At 66.4% G+C, this 18,311-nt stretch carries 17 protein-coding genes; 8 read left to right on the top strand and 9 right to left on the bottom strand.

Annotated elements, in window-relative coordinates; genetic code table 11:
* Positions 1-62 precede the first annotated feature (62 nt).
* The 3 genes from RBA41_RS05205 to RBA41_RS05195 form a co-directional block, all read right to left on the bottom strand.
* Positions 63-626: a cysteine hydrolase family protein gene (locus RBA41_RS05205; RefSeq protein ID WP_306621720.1), complete on the bottom strand. Its 564-nt coding sequence runs from the start codon at positions 624-626 to the stop codon at positions 63-65.
* A gap of 89 nt (positions 627-715) precedes the next feature.
* On the bottom strand, positions 716-1,903 hold the full coding sequence (locus RBA41_RS05200; protein ID WP_306621718.1) for a tetratricopeptide repeat protein: 1,188 nt from the start codon (positions 1,901-1,903) through the stop codon (positions 716-718).
* 51 nt (positions 1,904-1,954) lie between these two features.
* The gene (locus RBA41_RS05195; protein ID WP_306621716.1) at positions 1,955-2,818 is read right to left on the bottom strand and encodes an HDOD domain-containing protein; all 864 of its coding nucleotides are present in this window, start codon (positions 2,816-2,818) and stop codon (positions 1,955-1,957) included.
* A 195-nt stretch (positions 2,819-3,013) separates the two neighbouring features.
* Between RBA41_RS05195 and RBA41_RS05190 the strand changes: the two genes are divergently transcribed.
* A complete protein-coding gene (locus RBA41_RS05190) occupies positions 3,014-3,592 on the top strand; it encodes a DNA-3-methyladenine glycosylase (protein WP_306621714.1) in 579 nt (192 codons plus the stop codon).
* Between the two features lie 11 nt (positions 3,593-3,603).
* On the top strand, positions 3,604-3,681 hold the full coding sequence (locus tag RBA41_RS33420) for a pentapeptide repeat-containing protein (protein ID WP_374709494.1): 78 nt from the start codon (positions 3,604-3,606) through the stop codon (positions 3,679-3,681).
* Positions 3,682-3,693: 12 nt separating this feature from the next.
* Here RBA41_RS33420 and RBA41_RS05185 read toward each other — a convergent pair whose 3' ends face one another.
* A complete protein-coding gene (locus tag RBA41_RS05185) occupies positions 3,694-5,409 on the bottom strand; it encodes a methyl-accepting chemotaxis protein (RefSeq protein ID WP_306621712.1) in 1,716 nt (571 codons plus the stop codon).
* A gap of 58 nt (positions 5,410-5,467) precedes the next feature.
* Complete coding sequence (locus RBA41_RS05180) at positions 5,468-5,923, bottom strand: cache domain-containing protein (protein WP_306621710.1); 456 nt, start codon at positions 5,921-5,923, stop codon at positions 5,468-5,470.
* A 241-nt stretch (positions 5,924-6,164) separates the two neighbouring features.
* Here RBA41_RS05180 and RBA41_RS05175 point away from each other — a divergent pair, with 241 nt between their 5' ends.
* The 3 genes from RBA41_RS05175 to RBA41_RS05165 all read left to right on the top strand — a co-directional run bounded on the left by RBA41_RS05175 (position 6,165) and on the right by RBA41_RS05165 (position 10,282).
* Positions 6,165-7,565 carry a KamA family radical SAM protein gene (locus tag RBA41_RS05175; protein WP_306621708.1) on the top strand — a complete coding sequence of 467 codons (1,401 nt, stop codon included), beginning with the start codon at positions 6,165-6,167 and terminating at the stop codon, positions 7,563-7,565.
* Between the two features lie 14 nt (positions 7,566-7,579).
* Entirely contained in the window at positions 7,580-8,866 is a 1,287-nt protein-coding gene (locus RBA41_RS05170; protein ID WP_306621706.1) for an MFS transporter, read from the top strand.
* Between the two features lie 72 nt (positions 8,867-8,938).
* A complete protein-coding gene (locus tag RBA41_RS05165) occupies positions 8,939-10,282 on the top strand; it encodes a PQQ-dependent sugar dehydrogenase (RefSeq protein WP_306621703.1) in 1,344 nt (447 codons plus the stop codon).
* A 146-nt stretch (positions 10,283-10,428) separates the two neighbouring features.
* Here RBA41_RS05165 and RBA41_RS05160 read toward each other — a convergent pair whose 3' ends face one another.
* Genes RBA41_RS05160 through RBA41_RS05145 form a run of 4 tightly spaced genes read right to left on the bottom strand, consistent with a single transcriptional unit; the run spans position 10,429 to position 14,612 of the window.
* Positions 10,429-10,761: a hypothetical protein gene (locus RBA41_RS05160; RefSeq protein ID WP_306621701.1), complete on the bottom strand. Its 333-nt coding sequence runs from the start codon at positions 10,759-10,761 to the stop codon at positions 10,429-10,431.
* Position 10,762: 1 nt separating this feature from the next.
* Positions 10,763-13,267 carry a cytochrome c oxidase subunit I gene (gene ctaD / locus RBA41_RS05155; RefSeq protein WP_306621699.1) on the bottom strand — a complete coding sequence of 835 codons (2,505 nt, stop codon included), beginning with the start codon at positions 13,265-13,267 and terminating at the stop codon, positions 10,763-10,765.
* On the bottom strand, positions 13,264-14,229 hold the full coding sequence (locus RBA41_RS05150; protein WP_306621697.1) for a cytochrome c oxidase subunit II: 966 nt from the start codon (positions 14,227-14,229) through the stop codon (positions 13,264-13,266). The genes ctaD and RBA41_RS05150 overlap by 4 nt, the downstream gene beginning before the upstream one ends.
* 8 nt (positions 14,230-14,237) lie before the next feature.
* Positions 14,238-14,612: a c-type cytochrome gene (locus RBA41_RS05145; protein WP_306621695.1), complete on the bottom strand. Its 375-nt coding sequence runs from the start codon at positions 14,610-14,612 to the stop codon at positions 14,238-14,240.
* Positions 14,613-14,706: 94 nt separating this feature from the next.
* Here RBA41_RS05145 and RBA41_RS05140 point away from each other — a divergent pair, with 94 nt between their 5' ends.
* The 3 genes from RBA41_RS05140 (at position 14,707) to RBA41_RS05130 (ending at position 18,291) form a co-directional block, all read left to right on the top strand.
* Positions 14,707-15,558, top strand: coding sequence for a c-type cytochrome (locus RBA41_RS05140; protein ID WP_306621693.1), 852 nt, complete (start codon positions 14,707-14,709; stop codon positions 15,556-15,558).
* A 67-nt stretch (positions 15,559-15,625) separates the two neighbouring features.
* Positions 15,626-16,477, top strand: a complete 852-nt coding sequence (locus RBA41_RS05135; protein ID WP_306621691.1) for a fumarylacetoacetate hydrolase family protein — start codon at positions 15,626-15,628, stop codon at positions 16,475-16,477.
* Between the two features lie 215 nt (positions 16,478-16,692).
* Positions 16,693-18,291 carry a hypothetical protein gene (locus RBA41_RS05130; protein WP_306621689.1) on the top strand — a complete coding sequence of 533 codons (1,599 nt, stop codon included), beginning with the start codon at positions 16,693-16,695 and terminating at the stop codon, positions 18,289-18,291.
* Positions 18,292-18,311: the final 20 nt, after the last annotated feature.

Here is an 18,311-nt window from a genome sequence, read left to right as displayed (position 1 = left end):
GTGAACGATGGCTGGAAGTCTAGAGCCTGTTTATGACCTATTGATGAATTGGCGGGGAATCGTCAGACGGCGGCCAGCTCGCGCAGCACGCTGGCGCTGTCGCTGATGGTGGCGTATTCGCCGTTCAGGTTGGCCAGCGCCATCGCGTGCACCTCGTCGGCGCTGCGCGCCTGGCCGGCGTAGTCGGTGCAGGCGAAGGCGAAGCAGGCGTCGGCCACCACGGTGGTGTCGAATCCCAGGTTGCCGGCGCTGCGCGCGCTGCCCTCGACCGAATTGTTGGTGCTTGCACCCGCCATGACGATGCGCTCGACGCCGCGCACCCGCAGCCAGCGTTCGAGCGTGGAATGGATAAAGGCGTCGGGGACGTTTTTCTCGACCACGTGTTCGGATGGCAGGGGCGCGAGCGCATCCTGGAATTGCACGCCGGCCTGGCCGGGCCAGAACAGGCTGCCCGGCGTGCGCGAGATGTGGCGCACGTGGACCACCGGCGCGTCAGCGGCGCGCCAGGCTGCCAGCAGGCGCGCGATGCGCTCCGCGGCATCGGGGTTGTTACGTTGGCCGGCGGCCGGATTGGCCATGGCTTTTTGCATGTCGATGATGATCAGGGCGGGCAGGTCGCTGCGCATGGAGGCTCGCTAAGAATGGACGAGCATCGATTATAGGCCGGCGCTCGCCGGGCGCGCCAGTTGCGACTTCTACGTACAGGAAGCGGCGCTCAGTAAGCGCGCTGGCGGTTGCCGATCTGGGAGCGCAGGAAGGCCAGTTTGGCCGAATAGCGCTCGGTGGCCGCGCGCGTGGTGCTGTTGTCGAGCGCCAGCGCCAGGGCGTCGCGCGCCGCGGTGCCCTCGCCCAGGCGCCAGTGCGCGATCGCCAGCCAGAAGTGGAACTCGTGGTTGAAGGGCGCGCGCCGCACTTCCTTGTGCAGCAGGTCGCGCGCCTGGCCATAGCGCGCTTCTTGCATCGCCTTCATCGCCAGGTGGAACCAGTGGTAGGGCGGGGTCGGTTCCAGCGCGGCCAGGCGCGCCGCCAGCGCCTTCGATTCCTCGGCCTTGCCCAGTTTGGACAGTACCGGCACCAGGTTGTGCATGGCGATCGTGCTTTCCGGTTCCAGGGTCAGGGCGGCCTTGAACGCGCGTTCGGCCAGCGGATTGTCGCCGTGGCGCTGGTAGATCACGCCCAGGGTGTTGTATGGGGTGGCGAAGGTGGGCAGGTGCGCTACCGCCGCGCGCGCCCACCAGTAGGCTTCGTCGAGGCGCGTGCCGGCCAGCGCCTCGGCCGCGCGGTTATTCATGAACATCGCTTCGATCATGCGCTCCTCGATCGTGTGCGTGTTGTAGCGCGCGCTGTCTTCGGGCGGCAAAAAGTCGATGGTCAGCATGCGCTCGTCGGCCGTCACGCCGCGCGCCTGCGCCGCGCGGCGCTTGCCCATGGAGAGGTTGACGTGGGTGCTGGCGAAATACAGGCCTTCGTTGCGGGTCCAGACGTCGTCGGTCATCACGTCCTGGTACTGCACCTCCAGTCCCAGGTGCTTGGCGAAAGCGGCCGTCATCACGACCAGCGACAGGCAGTTGCCCATGCGCGCGTCGAACGTTTCGGCGGCGTTGCGGGTGACGCTGGCGTCGTATTCGAGTTTCAGTTCGCCCTTGGTGTAGAGCGCTTCGACCAGGCCGCGCTCCGGTCCCAGCTTGCGCATCACGGTGGCAAATTCGGGGCTCTCGACATAGGCGCGCATGGCGGGACTGAGCACGAACAGCTGTTCCGGGCCGACCGCCGCCGGCGGCGGCGCGAACGAGGCATCGCTGAAGACCGCCGGCAGCGGCAGCGGAGCCGGCACGCGCAGGCCCGCGCAGCCGCTGCCCAGCAAGGAAAGGGTACAGATGACCAAGCTGGCAAGTCGTCTCATCGTCGCCTCCTGAAGTCTGGCTTTCAGTATCGTCGCCGCGCGCGCGAAAGTCTAGTGTTCGCCGTGGAAGGAATCGTGCAGTTCGTCGAGCAGGTCGGTGATGTCGTCGTCCGACAGGCCCAGGTAGGCGCTGGCGCGCGCGCCGCCCTTGTCCCATTCGAGCGAGCCGCCGTGGCCCTGGTACTGCTGGATGGCGCTTTCGGCCAGCAGCGACAGCGCCACCAGGGCGCGCACGGCGTCGTCGGTGGCTTCGTCTTCGAGCACGGCGTAGTCCTGGTGGTGCAGGATGGCCCAGGCGACCTCGCTCGACAGGCCCCAGTTGCGCGCCAGCAGGCAGCCGATGGCGGCGTGGTTGGTGCTGTGGCGTTCATCTTCGAGCGCGGTGAAGGGGCGTAGCGGGTCGTTGGCCGCGTCGGCGAAGGTGGCGGCGTAGCCGGGAAAGCGCTGCATCAGCAGCGGCACGCCGGTGTCGCAAAACAGGCCGAAGGTGTGGGCCACGTCGGCTTCGCCGATGCGCAGGCGGCGCGACAGGTAGACCATGGCCTGGGCGCGCCGGGTCGACAGGTCCCAGAAGCTGGCCAGCGAGGCGTGGTCGGCGCCGATGGTGCGGCGCGCCAGCAGGCCGGTCATCAGGGCGGCCACCTGGTTGATTCCTAGAAACAAAATCGCTTGCTCGATCGACTTGGCCTTGCGCTTGCCGCCGTAGAAGGAGGAATTGGCCAGCTTGAGCAGCGCCCCGGACATGCCCACGTCGCTGGCGATGATGCGCCCGATGGTGGCCGGCGACGGGTCTTCCGACATCAGTTCGCGCTGCAGGTCGGCCAGCAGGCTCGGACGCGGCGGAATCCGGATCGACCTGATCAGGGCGTCGACCGGGTCGTCGGAGGAGGTGGCTAGGGCGGCTGGGTTGCTCATATGATATCGAAGATTAGTTTCCGTGAGGAATCTCTTGCAATGGGTCACTATAAACCAGTCTGCCTGACTGTGGCTGATCTTGTCGCCATCAGAAAAGAATCTTTCTTCAGTGTTGGGGTAGCGTCACACCGGACGGATCTGTTTGGTGCCCGGCCGCACATTGCGCGCCAATTTGGCAAGGTAATATTGTTTCTTATGAAAATGCAGACAAAGACACAGTTGGCGGGCATCGATTTTCATGCGCCGTCGCAGGAGGTGGCGCGCCAGCTCATCGGCGTGGTGCTGCTGGTCGATGGCGTGGGCGGGCGCATCGTCGAAACCGAGGCCTACGACCGCGACGATCCGGCGTCGCACAGCTTTTCCGGTCCGAGCGAGCGCAATCTGGCCATGTTCGGCCCGCCCGGGCATGCCTATGTGTACCGCTCCTACGGGATTCACTGGTGCCTCAACTTCGTCTGCCGCGACCATGGCCATGGCGCCGGGGTGCTGATCCGCGCGCTCGAGCCTTTGGCGGGCATCGGCGTGATGCGCGAGCGGCGCGCCCTGGACGATGTGCGCCTGCTGTGCTCCGGACCCGGCAAACTGTGCCAGGCGCTGGGCGTGACGCGCGCCCATAACGCGCTGGCGCTCGATGCGCCGCCGTTCGCCCTCAGCGCACCAGGCGATCCGGTCGTGGTGGTGGCCGGACCGCGGATCGGCATTTCCAGGGCCATGGACGTGCCCTGGCGCTTCGGCCTGGCCGGCTCGCGCTTCGTGAGCAAGCCGTTCCGCTGAGCCGGGCCACGTTGAGCCGGGCCACGTTGAGCCGGGCCACGCTGAGCCGGGCCACGTTGAGCCGGGCCACGCTGGCCGGGCCACGCTGAGCCCGCGCAACGTCAGAGCGCGCGCCGTCCGGCTGCCTCGCGCGCCGCCGCCGACAGTCCGCGCGCGCCTACCGCCCGCATCCTGCTCGACGCCGCGCGCCGCTCGGCCGGTTCGCGGTAGCCGGCATCCGGGTCGCCGTGCAGGTCGGCCTGCCCGGTGTCTTGCTGCTCGTCCTCCGGACCGGCATCGATCTGGAAGATCGATACCGCCCGCGACAGGTTCACCGTCTGCTCGTGCAGGCTTTCGGCCGCGGCCGCGGCTTGCTCCACCAGTGCCGCGTTCTGCTGGGTCATGGAATCCATCTGGCCGACCGCCATATTGACTTCGGCAATGCCTTCGGCCTGCTCGGAACTGGCCAGGCTGATGCGCTCGATGATCTCGTTGACCTCTTTGACCGAGGCGACGATATTGCCCATGCTGCTGCCCGCTTCATTGACCGAGGCGCTGCCGCCGTCGATGATGGCGACCGAGGCCGCGATCAGGGTCTTGATTTCCTTGGCCGCCGCCGCCGAGCGCTGCGCCAGGGTGCGTACCTCGGCCGCCACCACGGCAAAGCCGCGGCCCTGCTCGCCGGCGCGCGCCGCTTCCACCGCCGCGTTCAGCGCCAATATATTGGTCTGGAACGAAATGCCGTCGATCACGCCGATGATGTCGACGATCTTGCCCGAGCTGGCCTTGATCTGGGCCATGGTCGTCACCGCCCGTTCGACCGCCTGCCCGCCGCTCGCGGCCAGGGTGGCGGCGCTGGACGCCAGGTCGTTGGCGCGGCGCGCATTGCTGGCGTTTTCCTTCACCGCCAGGGTCAGCGTTTCCATCGCGCTGGCGGTCTGTTCCAGCGAGCCGGCCTGCATTTCGGTGCGGCTCGACAGGTCCAGGTTGCCGGTGGCGATTTCCTTCGAGGCTGTGTCGATCGAGTGCACCGAGGTCAGCACCGTGCGCAAGGTCTGGTTCAGGTTGGCGATGGTGTGGTCCAGCGCGCGCGAGGTGTCGGCGATTTCATCGCGGCCGCGGTTCGGCGTGCCCACCGTCAGGCGCCCCTCGGCCAGGTCGCCCACCACCCCGGCAATGGCGCGGATGTCGGCCAGCATGCCGCGCCGCACCAGCATCGTGGCCAGCAGCGACAGGCCGATCGAGAGCAGCACCAGTGCCGCCATCGCCCCCACCAGCGAGCGGAATTGTTCGCGCGCCTCGGCGTAGGCATGCTCGGCCAGGGTCTTTTCCAGGGACGCCAGCTGGCCCAGGCTGGCGCTGAGCGTGACGAATTCCTTCTCGGCCTTTTGCATCGAGTTGGTGGCGATCGACTGGTCCATCTGCGCCATTTCGATGGTTTCCAGCACCCCCTTGCGGTAGGCCGCCAGCGTGACGCCGGCCGCTTCGATCAGCTTTTTCTCGGACGGGTCGGCCATCTGCCCCAGCGCAGTCAGCTGGTCGGCGATGGCGCGGTGCTTCTTGCCGATGTCGGCGGTCAGCGCATCGACGCGCGACTGGGCGAAGCTGCCGTTGATCCAGGCCAGCAATTGATAGATATTGGCGTGCGCATGCTTGGCGTCGCCGGCCACGTCGGCCGCGGCTTTCTGGCGCGTGGCGTGCACCAGCACCATTTTTTCCAGTGAAGCATTCTGGCGCACCATGCCGTACCAGGCGCCCGCGGCCACCAGCATCAGCAAAATCAGCACCAGAGCGGGGGCCAGCAGCAGCTTGGGCCCGATACGCAGTTTGTTCAGCATGCCTTACTCCCGACAGTACGTTGCGCGGACGGCAGATGCCGCCCGCATTCCAGGTGCATCACTTCTTGTAAATGCCCGCTTCCAGCACCACATCGTCGACCCGCTGGATATAGGTGGTTTTCGGTTCGATCTTGCCGTTGGTGGGGTTCTTGTACTGGTAATCGACCCAGCCCTTGCCCTTCGACTGGCCCAGGTTGATGATTTCACGGCGATATTTCTTGCCGTTCGCATCGGGCACGTCGGTCAGGTCCTTGCCCACGATCGAGGGATTGATCGGGTGGGCCAGCACGATGCCGGTCTGCAGGTCGCGCATGTCGATGTACAGCTCGCCCTGGACGAAATCCTTGTCCTTGGCGTTGATGCGCTTGACCATTTCTTCCTTGCCCTTGGATTTGATCAGCGCAACGCCGCGCTCGACCATGGCAATCGCGTCTTTTTCGGTGGGGTCGGCGGCGCCGGCGGCGCCGGCGGCAAAGGTGAAGCACAGGGCGGTGGCGGTCAGCAGCAATTTCATGGCAGATCCTTTCAGGAATGGAGGGGTGTTGCTTGGGTGCATTGCGTAATCTACGCCCCCGCTTCCGAAGCCGATTGCGCAATGTCAAGGGCGAGGCGAAGGATGCGCGCACGCCACACTCCAGGCCGCTTGTGCGGGCACAAGAACAACGTTGCTTCGTCATATTGATTTAAGGCAATTTGATTCTTCAGGGCAAGCATATGATGATTTTCTGCCTTCCCACCCCGTTCAGGAGCCCGTCGTGACCGATCTTTCGCCCCCCAAATTCAAGCCCTACACCCGCCAGTCGATCGCCAATGCGCGTCAGTGGCAATTCATGTCGCCCGAGCTGCAGGAAGCGGTGGAAGTGGTCTCGCGGGTGCTGCCGTTTCGCACCAATGAATATGTGATGGACCAGTTGATCGACTGGAGCAATATTCCGGACGATCCGATCTACCGCCTGGTGTTTCCGCACCGCGACATGCTGCAGCCCCAGGAATACGCCCGGCTGCGCGAGCTGGTGCTGTACAAGAAGGATGAAACGGCCATCAACCAGCTGGTGCACACGATCCGCATGCGCATGAATCCCCATCCGGCCGGCCAGATGACCCACAACGTGCCGCGCGTGAACGACGCCCCGCTGCGCGGCCTGCAGCACAAGTACAAGGAAACGGTGCTGTTCTTCCCCAGCGCCGGCCAGACCTGCCACGCCTACTGCACCTTCTGCTTCCGCTGGCCGCAATTCGTCGGCATGGACGACATGAAGTTCGATGCGCGCGAAACGACCGAACTGGTGGCTTATCTGGCCACCCATCCGGATGTGACCGACGTCCTGATCACGGGGGGCGACCCGATGATCATGAATACCCGTTCGCTGGCGGGCTTTCTCGAATCGCTGCTGGTGCCCGAGCTGGCGCACATCCAGAACATCCGCATCGGCACCAAGGCGGTGGCTTACTGGCCGCAGCGTTTCGTCACCGACCGCGATGCCGACGACCTGATGCGCCTGTTCGAGAAGGTGGTTGCCTCCGGCAAGAACCTGGCCATCATGGGCCACTACAGCCACGCCGTCGAACTGCGCAACGAGATGGCGCAAAAGGCGGTCAAGCGCATCGTCTCGACCGGCGCCACCCTGCGCATGCAAGGCCCGCTGATCCGCCACATCAACGAAGACCCCGCCAGTTGGGCCGAGCTGTGGACCACCGGCGTGCGCCTGGGCGCGATTCCCTACTATATGTTCGTCGAACGCGACACCGGCCCCAGCGAGTACTTTTCCCTGCCGCTGGCGCGCGCCCACGACATCTTCCAGTCGGCCTACCAGATGGTGTCGGGCCTGTCGCGCACGGTGCGCGGGCCCTCCATGAGCGCCTTCCCCGGCAAGGTCGTGATCGATGGCGTGGTCACCATCAATGGCGAAAAACTGTTCGCTCTGCAATTTTTGCAGGCGCGCAATCCGGACTGGGTGCGCAAGCCCTTCTTCGCCAAGTTCGACGACAAGGCAACCTGGATGGACCACCTGGTGCCGGCCTTCGGCAAGAGCAAATTCTTCTTTGAAAGCGAGGACGATGGCGCCGTGCATGCGCCGGCCGGCAAGGTGATTCCGATCACGACGGCGCAGCGGGCCGGCGCGGGCGGCTGCAGCAAGCAGACCGACGCCGCCTGAGGCCGGGGAGAAGCATGATGCGAGGCGCGCAGCAGCACAAGGGATTGTCCGGTCTGGCCATTTTTTTCTCCGTGTTCCTGCCGTTTGCGCTGGGACATTACCTGTCCTCGCTGCTGCGCACCGTCAACGCCGTGCTGGCGCCTAACCTGGTGCAGTCGCTCTCGCTCACCTCCGGGCAGCTGGGGTTGCTCACCAGTGCCTTTTTCTTTTCCTTCGCGCTGGTGCAGCTGCCGGTCGGCATCGCGCTCGACCGCTACGGACCGCGCAAGGTGCAACTGGTGCTGATGCTGCTGGCCGGCAGCGGCGCCCTCATGTTCGCTCATGGCAACAGCTTCGCGGAACTGGTGGTGGCGCGCGCCGTCATCGGCTTCGGGCTGGGCGGCTGTTTCATGTCGGCCGTCAAGTCGATCTCCGGCTGGATCGCACCGGACCGCTTGCCGTCGGTGCACGGCTACCTGATCGCGGTGGGCGGGCTGGGCGCGGCCTCGGCCACCCTGCCGGTGCGCCTGGCGCTGCAGTTCACCGACTGGCGCGGCCTGTTCATCGTGCTCGGCGCGCTGGCCGCCTGCGTCGGCTTGCTGATCTGGCTGGTGACCCCGCGCGCCGCCGCCAGCGCGCCCAAGGCGCCGGCGCCGACCTTGCAATCGATCCTCGATGTCTACCGCGATCCGGCGTTTCGCAAGACCATTTCGCTCATGCTCATTCCGCATGCCGTGTTTTTCGGCCTGCAGGGCTTGTGGATAGGGCGCTGGCTGTCCGACGTGGCGCATTTTTCCGACGCCGCCGTGGCGTACCTGCTGTACCTGAGCATGGCCGCCGTCATTTTCGGCGCCATCGCGGTCGGCATGCTGACCGAGTGGGCCGGGCGGCGCGGCGTCAAACCGCTCGACGTGGCGGCCATCGGCATCGGCCTGTTCCTGCTGGTGCAGATCGGCATGGTGCTCAATTTCAAGCCGAGCTTCCAGACGCTCTCGGTGCTGTTTACCCTGATCGGCACCATCACCGGCATCGAGTATGCGATCGTGGCCCAGAGCATGCCCGCCAGCCTGACCGGGCGCGCCGCTACCTGCCTCAACTTGCTGATTTTTATCGGCGCCTTCCTGGTGCAGGCCGGCTTCGGCCAGGTGCTGGGCTTGTGGCAAGCCAATGTGCTGCACCAGTATCCGGTCAGCGCCTACCAGGCTGCGTTCGGCATTCTGGTGCTGCTGCAGTTGCCGGGGCTGGTGCTGTACGTGCGGCGGCGCGGGCGCGCGCCGGCCGCGGCAGCCGTGCAGGCGCACGCGGAGGGCGCGGTGGCGTAACGGGCGAGCCAGCCTGGATGATTCGTCTAGAATCCCCGGGACCGCTTCCCGTCCAATCCAAGGAGATTTTCCATGCGCGACCATCCGTCCGTTCGCCTGCTCGCAGGCTGCATGCTGCTGGGCCTTGCGGCCTGCGGCGAAAAGGCCATCCTGCCGGCCAGCGCTGGCGTCGGCCCGGCGCCAGTCATTCCCGCGCCGAACAAGACCCTCATTCCGACTGTCAATATCGCGCCCGCCAAGGGCTGGCCCGCGGGCGTGGTCCCGCGCGCCGCGCCCGGCATGGCCGTCAAGGCCCTGGCCAGCGGCCTGGACCATCCACGCTGGCTGTACGTGCTGCCCAATGGCGACGTGCTGGTGGCCGAAACCAACGCCCCGCCGCGTCCCGAGGATGGCAAGGGCATCAAGGGCTTCGTGATGAAGAAGGTGATGGCCAAGGCCGGCGCCGGCGTGCCCAGCGCCAACCGCATCACCCTGCTGCGCGATGCCGATGGCGACGGCGTGGCCGAAGTACGCACCGAGTTTCTCAAGGGTCTCAATTCGCCGTTCGGCATGGCGCTGGTGGGCGATGTGCTGTACATCGCCAATGCCGATGCCATCGTGAAGTTCCCTTACCGCAGCGGCGAGACGGCAATCAGTGCCGCGCCCGAGACGGTGGCCGCCCTGCCGGGCGGGCCGATCAATCATCACTGGACCAAGAACATCATCGCCAGCAAGGATGGCAGCAAGCTGTACGCCACCGTCGGTTCCAACAGCAATGTGGCCGAGAACGGCATGGAGAACGAGGTCAACCGCGCCGCGATCCTGGAAGTCGACCTGGCCAGCAAGGCCACGCGCCTGTTCGCTTCCGGCCTGCGCAATCCGAACGGCATCGGCTGGCAGCCGCAGAGCGGCGCCCTGTGGACGGTGGTCAATGAACGCGACGAGCTGGGCAGCGACCTGGTGCCCGATTACCTGACCTCGGTGAAGGATGGCGGGTTTTACGGCTGGCCGTACAGCTACTACGGCAAGCACGTCGACGAGCGGGTCAAGCCGCCCAAGCCGGAGCTGGTGGCCAAGGCCATCATGCCCGACTACGCGCTGGGCAGCCACGTGGCGCCGCTGGGCATGGTGTTCTATGAAGGCAGCCTGTTCCCCGCGCAGTACGCGGGCGGCGCATTTATCGGCCAGCATGGCTCGTGGAACCGCGAGCCATTGAGCGGCTACAACGTGGTGTTCGTACCGTTCGACAAAGGTATGCCGAAAGGAAAGCCGATCGAGATCCTGACGGGGTTTGTGAACGAGGCGGGCGACGCGTACGGACGGCCGGTCGGCGTGGCGGTCGACAAGGCCGGCGCGCTGCTGGTGGCCGATGATGTGGGTAATGTGATCTGGCGGGTGACGCCGACGGTGGCAAGCGCGCCCGTCGCGGTCAATTAGCCGCAACCTTTACCTCCGTCTTCCCCGCGCAGGCGGGGATCCATATCACCGCTGCTCGTAGATGCCATGGATCCCCGCCTCCGCGGGGAAGACGGTTTTGGGGTTAGCGGCTTAGCAGTCGCCCTCGGTGCCTCGGCCGCGCAGCCTTACCCGCAACCATCGAGCATCAACGCCGGCAAACTAGTCCAGGCCACGCCGGCCACTGCCAGCACGGCACTGCCGGCGCTGGCCCAGTCCAACAGGCGCGTCGCCTCCGAGGCGCCTGCCAGCACATGGCGCGCGCGCCACGCCAGCCACAAACACACTCCCAGCGCTAGCGCCGACGCCATGCCCACCACCCAGCGGCGCGGCGCTTCGCCGTCAATCATGCCGGGCGCGCACAGCGCCGCCACCCACACATAGCAAAAGAAAAAATGCAGCGCCCACACCAGCAGCGGTGCGCAGGCATGCAGGAGTTTGCGGAAAAGGTGTTCGCGCATGTCAGTCCATCAGCCATGGCACGAGGTGGATCGCCGCCGCCGCCGCGATGCCCTGCAGGCTGGTGTAGTGCCACATCAGCGCCGTGTTATCCAAAGTCGCCCGGCTGGCGCTGGTCAGGATCCCGCGCCAGGCGCGCGCGCACAGGTACAGCGACGCCAATACCAGCACGATCACATGCAGCCCCTGGTAAGCGAGCAGGGTCGCCACCGTCGCGCTCCAGGCTTGCGCGGTCGGATCGAGTCCGGCCAGGCGCTGGCCGTTGAAGTCGCAGGCAAAGGCGGCCAGCATGCACGCCAGCGCCGCCAGCACCAGCGGCGTCAGACGGCGCCGCTGCACCGCGCGGCTGGCCAGCCAGAACAGCGCCGAACTGGCCAGCAGCAGGGCGATGGACAGCAGCGGCCAGAGAGGCGCGGCCAGCGCGGCCTGCGGCGGCGGGCACACGGTCAGGCGCATCGAGATGTGGATGTAGGCGAACACGAAGGACGCGAAAATGGTCGCATCGACCACCAGAATGATCAGGGTAGCCCACCACGAGTGCGAGGCCGTGCCGCGCGCGCCCACCGGCAGTGTCAGGTCGTCGGCGACCTTGGCGTGCGCCAGCGGCGGCGGGCGGTCCGACTGCCACAGCCACGCAATGATGCCGACAATGGCCGCGATGCCGCAGGCCCAGGCGGTCCAGGTCAGCTTGACTGTCAGCAGCAGGAAGAAGCCCGCGGTGCCGGCGGCGGCGATCAACGGCCACCAGCTGTCGCCGGGCAGGATCATCAGGTAGCGCGGCACGGCGCCCAGCGCGCTGGTGGCAATCGTCTCGCGCCGTCCGCTGACGGTGCCGGGCAGGTAATGCCGGCCCGCCTCGACCTCGCGCGCGAGCGTTGGCTGCTCCCACAGCGGATCGGCGCAGCTGATGCGCGCGATGCTGCGGTTGCCATAGTCTTCCGACGGCAGCCATTCGAGCGTGGCCGCGTTCCACGGGTTGCCGACGTCTTTGTCGGGCAGGCGCAGCGTGCGCGCCAGGTCGAACAGGAACAGCAGCACCCCGAAGGCAAACACGAAGGCGCCCACCGAAGAGAGCAGGTTCAGCCCATCCCAGCCCATCTCGCTGCTGTAGGTGTAGACGCGGCGCGGCATGCCGAGCAGGCCGGTGATATGCATCGGGAAGAAGGCCACGTTGAAGCCGCCGAACATCAAGCCGAACACCCAGCGCGCCAGGCGCTCCGAGAGCTGGTTGCCGTTGATAAGCGGGATCCAGTAATACAGTCCCGCGAACACCGGAAACAGCATGCCGCCAATGAGCACGTAGTGCAGGTGGGCGACGATGAAATAGGTGTCGTGCACCTGCCAGTCGAAAGGCAGCACGGCGACCATCACGCCGGTCAGCCCGCCGAGGACAAAAATGAACATGAAGCCGAGCAGGAACAGCGCCGGCGCCGACATGCTCACGCGCCCGCGCCACATGGTGGCGATCCAGGCGAATACCTGGATCGCGGTCGGCACCGCGACGGCCATGCTGGCGGCCGACACGAAGCTCATTTTCAGCACGCCCAGCCCCGCCGTGAACATGTGGTGGGCCCACAGCGCAAAGCTGAAAAAGCCCACCGCCACCAGCGCCACGATGATCGTGCGCCGTCCCACCAGCGGTACGCCGGCAATCGTCGGGATCATGGTCGAGACCATGCCGGCGGCCGGCAGGAAGATGATGTACACCTCGGGATGGCCGAAGAACCAGAACAGGTGCTGCCACAGGATCGGGTCGCCGCCACGGTCGGCGATGAAGAATGGCCAGTCGTAGGCGCGTTCGAGTTCGAGCAGCGCGGTGCCGGCGATGATCGCCGGGAAGGCGAACACGATCATCACGCCCACCACCAGCATGGCCCAGGCGTACACCGGCATGCGGCCCAGCGTCATGCCGGGTGCGCGCGTAAACAAAATACCGACGATCAGTTCGATCGCGCCGGCGATGGCCGAAATTTCGATGAAGCCGATCCCGAGCAGCCAGAAGTCGGCGTTCAGCCCGGGCGAATACGCCTTGCCCGTCAGCGGCGGATACATGAACCAGCCGCCGTCGGGCGCCAGGCCCACGAACAGGGTGCAGAAGAACGCCAGGCCGCCGATGGCGTAAGCCCAGAAGGCGTAGGCCGACAGGCGCGGGAAGGGCAGGTCGCGCGCGCCGAGCATGTTGGGCAGCAGGTAGACGGCGATGGCTTCGACCACGGGAATGGCGAACAGGAACATCATCACCGTACCGTGCATGGTGAACACCTGGTTGTAGGTCGAGGCGCTCAGAAACGTGTTTTCGGGGACCGCGAGCTGCATGCGCATCAGCAGGCCAAGCACGCCGGCCAGCAGGAAAAACAGCAGCGAGGTGCCGATGTACAGCAGCCCGATATTGGTGTTGTTGACGGTGGTCAGATAGCGCCAGCCGCGCGGCGTCGTCCACGCCGCTTCAAGGCGTTCGAGTTCGCCGGGAGGGCGCGGCAGCGTGTTGGGAAGCGCGGTACTGGTCATTTGAGCTGCTCAAGGTAGGCGGCCAGCGCGCTCAGGGTGTCGCCGTCCATGCTGGCCGGCGGCATGCGCGCGCCCGGCTTGATGCTCTGCGGGTCGGCGATCCAGCCGGCCAGGGTGCCGCGATGGGTGCGCAGGGTGCCGGCGGCGATGTGCAGGCGAGCGCCGACATGGGTCAGGTCCGGTCCCAGGCGCGTTACCTCGCTCACGCCGCGGATCGTGTGGCAGGCCGCGCAGCGCTGCTCGATGAAGGCTTGCCGTCCGCGCGCAAGGATCGTCTCGCCCGCGGCATCGGCCGGTGCGGCGGCCGGCCTGGCCTGGCGCGCCAGCCAGGCGGCGTAATCGGCCGGGGTGTGGGCGACGACGTGCAGCGCCATGCGCGCGTGCTGCTCGCCGCAGTATTCGGCGCACTGGCCGCGGTACACGCCGGGTTTGTCCGCCTGCAGGGTCAGGCCGGTGACGCGCCCGGGCACCATGTCCATCTTGCCGCCCAGCGCGGGCACCCACAGGCTGTGAATGACGTCGCTGGCGGTCAAGCCCAGGTACACCGGGCGCCCGGCCGGAATATGGATTTCATTGGCGCTGACGATATCCGGCCCGCCGCCGGGGTCGGGGTAGCGCACTTCCCACCACCACATGTTGGCGCTGACCGCCACCCGCGTTGCGTGCTGCGAGGTCTGGGCCGCCATCTGGCCGCTGCGCCAGGTGCTCCATGTCAGCAGCACGGTCAGCACCGTTACCGGAAAGGCCACGCCGGCGCCGGCGATCCAGAACATCGGCCGCACCGTGCGCGCGCGCCGCCCGAGTCCCAGGGCGGCCAGCACCATCACCAGCGCGAACACCAGCGCGCCGCCGCCGAACAGGACCCAGGCGAACTGGCTGATGATGGCCGCGTCCGGGCCGGCCGGGTGCAGCACGGATTGCAGCGGCGCTGGCAGCGTCGATGGCAGCAACGGTTGCAGCAAGACGCCGTTCATCGCAAGGTGGCCAGGTAGGCCGCCATGTGGCGCGCCTCGGCTTTGGACACGCCGATGTTGGGCATCATGGTGCCGGGCTTCATGGCGGGAGGATCGACCAGCCAGTCGGCCAGCGGCCCTGGCAAATTGGGAATGCGCCCGGCGATGTAGCTGCGCCGGCCGAATTTGTCGAGCGGCGGACCGGCCGTGCCGGTGGCGGCGCCCACGCCGGGGATGACGTGGCAGGAACCGCACTGGTATTGCTCCATCAGGCGCTTGCCGAGGGTCGCGTTGCCGCCGGTCACGGGCACCGGTTCGGCGCGGTTGTCGCAGCCGGCCAGCGCCGCGCACAGCACGGCCGCCAGGGCGAGCGGGAAGGGAAACACGCGCACGTTACGATCCTGCGAAAGCGACTTGGATCGATATAATACAAGAAATCATTGATGGTTTTTTTTCAACAGAACGCACCCCTGGCGGTGCCCGACCATGCCTTCCGACCGCGTCCGCCTCATCCTCAAGACCGCTGCCGCGACCCTGGCCTGCGCCGCGCTGGCCGCTGCCGCCGGGACGGCGCTGGTGCTCAAGAGCGGCTGGTACAACGTGGCCTCGACCGACCAGCACTTCCAGTTCGTCCACACGCTGCTGGAGCAGGGCATGCGCGACTCGGTGCGCTTTCACGCGCGCGGCGTGGCGGTGCCGAAGCTGGACGCCGGCGCGCGCATCGCCCGGGGCGCGCTGCTGTACCGCGACCACTGCGTGCAGTGCCACGGCGCGCCGGGCGTGGCGCAACAGGACTTCGGCAAGAGCATGCAGCCGGTGCCCGGGCCGCTGGTCGATGCGGCGCGCCGCTGGCAGGCGGCGGAACTGTACTGGATCACCAAAAACGGCATCAAGATGAGCGGCATGCCGGCCTGGGAATTTCATCTGGCCGATGACGATATCTGGTCGGTGGTGGCCTTCATGGTCAAGCTGCCGGAACTGGCGCCGCCCGCGTATGCCGCCATGACCGCGTCGTCCGCGCCGGCGCCGGCGGCGAGCCCGGCGCCGGCGCGCTGGCCGGGCAACCCGGCGCGCGGACGCATCGCGCTGACCCAGTACGCCTGCAACGCCTGCCACGTGGTGCCCGGCGTGACCGGTCCCGAGACCTATGTCGGGCGGCCCCTGGGCGGCCTTGGCAAGCGCCGCTTCATCGCCGGCCACCTGCCCAACACGCAGGAAAACCTGGTGCGCTGGATCCGCGATCCGCATGCCATCGATCCGCTCACCGCCATGCCGGTGCAGGACGTGAGCGAGGCCGACGCGGTCGACATCAGCGCCTATCTCCTGACCCTGCGCTGATACGCATTGGCGGCCTGCGCTACAATCGCGGGCGACTTTGCGCTGTCCCCCATCTGAAGGAATACACATGAAACTGGTCCGTTACGGCCGTCCCGGCAAGGAAAAACCCGGCTTGTTCGATGAAGAAGGCCGCCTGCGCGACCTGTCCGGCGTGGTGGCCGACATCGATGCCTCGCTCCTGTCGGACAAGGCGCTGCGCAAGCTGGCCAAGCTCGATTACAAAACCCTGCCGCTGGTGCGCGGCACGCCGCGCCTGGGCGTGCCGCTCAAGGGCGTGGGCAAATTCATCGGCATCGGCCTCAATTACGCCGACCACGCCGCCGAAACCGGGGCCACGCCGCCCCTTGAACCCATCGTGTTCATGAAGGCGGTGACCTGCCTGTCCGGCCCGGACGACCCGGTGATGCTGCCGCAGGGGTCCAGAAAGACCGACTGGGAAGTCGAACTGGGGGTGGTGATCGGCACCCGCGCGCAGTACGTGACGGAAGAAGACGCGCTCAATTACGTGGCCGGCTACTGCGTCGTCAACGACGTTTCGGAGCGCTCGTTCCAGCTCGAACGCGGTCCGCAGTGGGACAAGGGCAAGGGCTGCGACACCTTCGGTCCGGTGGGCCCGTGGCTGGTCACGCGCGATGAGGTGATCGACGTGCAGCGCCTCGACCTGTACCTGGAACTGAACGGCAAGCGCATGCAGACCGGCTGCACCGAGACCATGATCTTCACCGTGGCGCAGATCGTCAGCTACCTGTCGCGCTTCATGACGCTCGAACCGGGCGACATCATCGCCACCGGCACCCCGCCGGGCGTGGGCATCGCACGCAGCCCGCAGCGCTTCCTGAAAAAAGGCGACACCTTGCGCCTGGGCATTGCCGGCCTCGGCGAACAGCAGCAGGATGTCATCGCCTACGCCAGCACCTGAAGCAGGCAGGCTGACCGTCGCCAGCCGCGCGCCCGGGCGACGCTTCTATTGCGTAAGGACATAGCATCGCGCAAGCGTGACTTTTCGTTATATTCAATTGCGAATTAGGGCACACCATGCAGACCAGCACGCCCGAAAAGCGGCGTGCGCGGCCTGCATGACATTTTTCCAGCCATGCCGGTCTTTCTCCTTTCAACTGACAGAAGAAAGAGACTATGACCAGCTATCGCACCCCCATCCTGTTCGCCCTGGCGAGCTGGGCGATTCCATTGCCCGGCGTCGCCCAGGTCATTCCCCACGGCAGCTATCAACTTTCTTGCAATCATATTATGGTCCACGGCGATTCGCTCAAGGCCAGTTGCAGGAAACTCAGCGGCGCCCAGCAGATGAGCACCCTCGACAAGGTCGATGCCTGCCTGAACGCGATCCGCCAGTACGGCGACATCGGCAATATCGACGGCAACCTGGTGTGCCTGCCGGACCTGCCGCGACCCAACCCGGCGTTTGTCTTTCCCAAGCCCGAGACTGAGCTGAATCAATGGATCTTCGGCGGCCAGGAGAGCCGGATCCACCAGCACGCATGGGGGCTGTGGGCCGGACTGACCCAACCCGTCGGCACGGTCGACGGGGCGGGGGTGCGCGCCTTCGAGACCTGGACCTCGCCGTCGAACATCATTTTCCGCAGCGCGCCCCAGCGTCCGCGTGAAGATGGCAAGCGCGGTCCGATTCCGCGTCCCACGCTCGAGCTGCACCGGCCGCGCCAGTTCCAGCATGGCCACCGGCCGCCGGTCAAGAACGCCCCGCCGGCGCCGGCGGCCGCACCTGCTGCGCCCCCTTCCGCCGCGCCGGACACGGCCATCCTGGTGTCGGTGGCCTACAACCCGCCGGCCGCGCAGCATGCGATCAGCCACCGCCTGTTCTATGAAAGCACGCTCAAGCAGCTGATGGCACAAGGCTACACGGAGCTGCCGAACTTCCCGACCAACGCGATCGCCATCAAGCCGGTGTACAAGATCATTCCCAAGCACGTACCGCGCGGTATTTACACTTTCCCGGGCTGGCCCGGGCCGGGCGCCGCCAAGCCGGACACGGGCTTTGGCGAAGCGGACTGGAACAGCTGCGTGTACGTGGACATCAGCCGTCCCCTGGGCATCAGCGGCAACAGCAACGATATCGGATGCAAAGGCCGCACGCCCGCCAGCACCTTCTACCTGAGCGACTTCATCCATAGCCGGGTCACCCACGACAATGCGGCCTTCCTGTCGGCCCAGCTCAACCGGCCGGTCGCCGCCGGCGACATCGCGATCCTGATCGGCATGCACGTCACCTCGCGTGAAAACAGGATGTGGACCTGGCAAACCTACTGGTGGTCCGCCAACGCCGAGCGTCCGTTCGCGCCCAGTTCCGCCACCATCGCCGCTGCGCGGCCGATGGCGTATCTGGACAGCGCATCGCGGCACTATGCGATGGCGCTGGCGTATTCCACGGTCTCGCCCGCGCAGCCGATTACCGGCGGCAAGAATGTCGGCGCGCCGGTGTATGGCTACAATCCGTATCTGGAGGCCGGTTTCGGACCGGAGGTGTTTGCCGACATCAGCCGCCCGATCAATGGGTCGATCAACGCCAACACGGGGATCCAGTCGAACTGCATGACGTGCCACAACATGGCGGCGTACGCGCCGGAGCCGAAACCCGTGATGCCGTACGCCAGCGACTTTTACATGAGCATCACCGATCCGATCTTCGACGGCACGCTGCGCTCCGACTTTTCGTGGACCATCGTCGACATGATCGTCAAGACGCCGGCCGACTAGGCTGGCCGGTAAAGCGGCCG

It is taken from the genome of Massilia scottii (genome assembly GCF_030846495.1).
Classification (GTDB): domain Bacteria; phylum Pseudomonadota; class Gammaproteobacteria; order Burkholderiales; family Burkholderiaceae_D; genus Telluria_A; species Telluria_A violaceinigra.
Note: the sequence above shows the minus strand (reverse complement) of the source record. Positions and strands in the feature narration are given on the sequence as shown.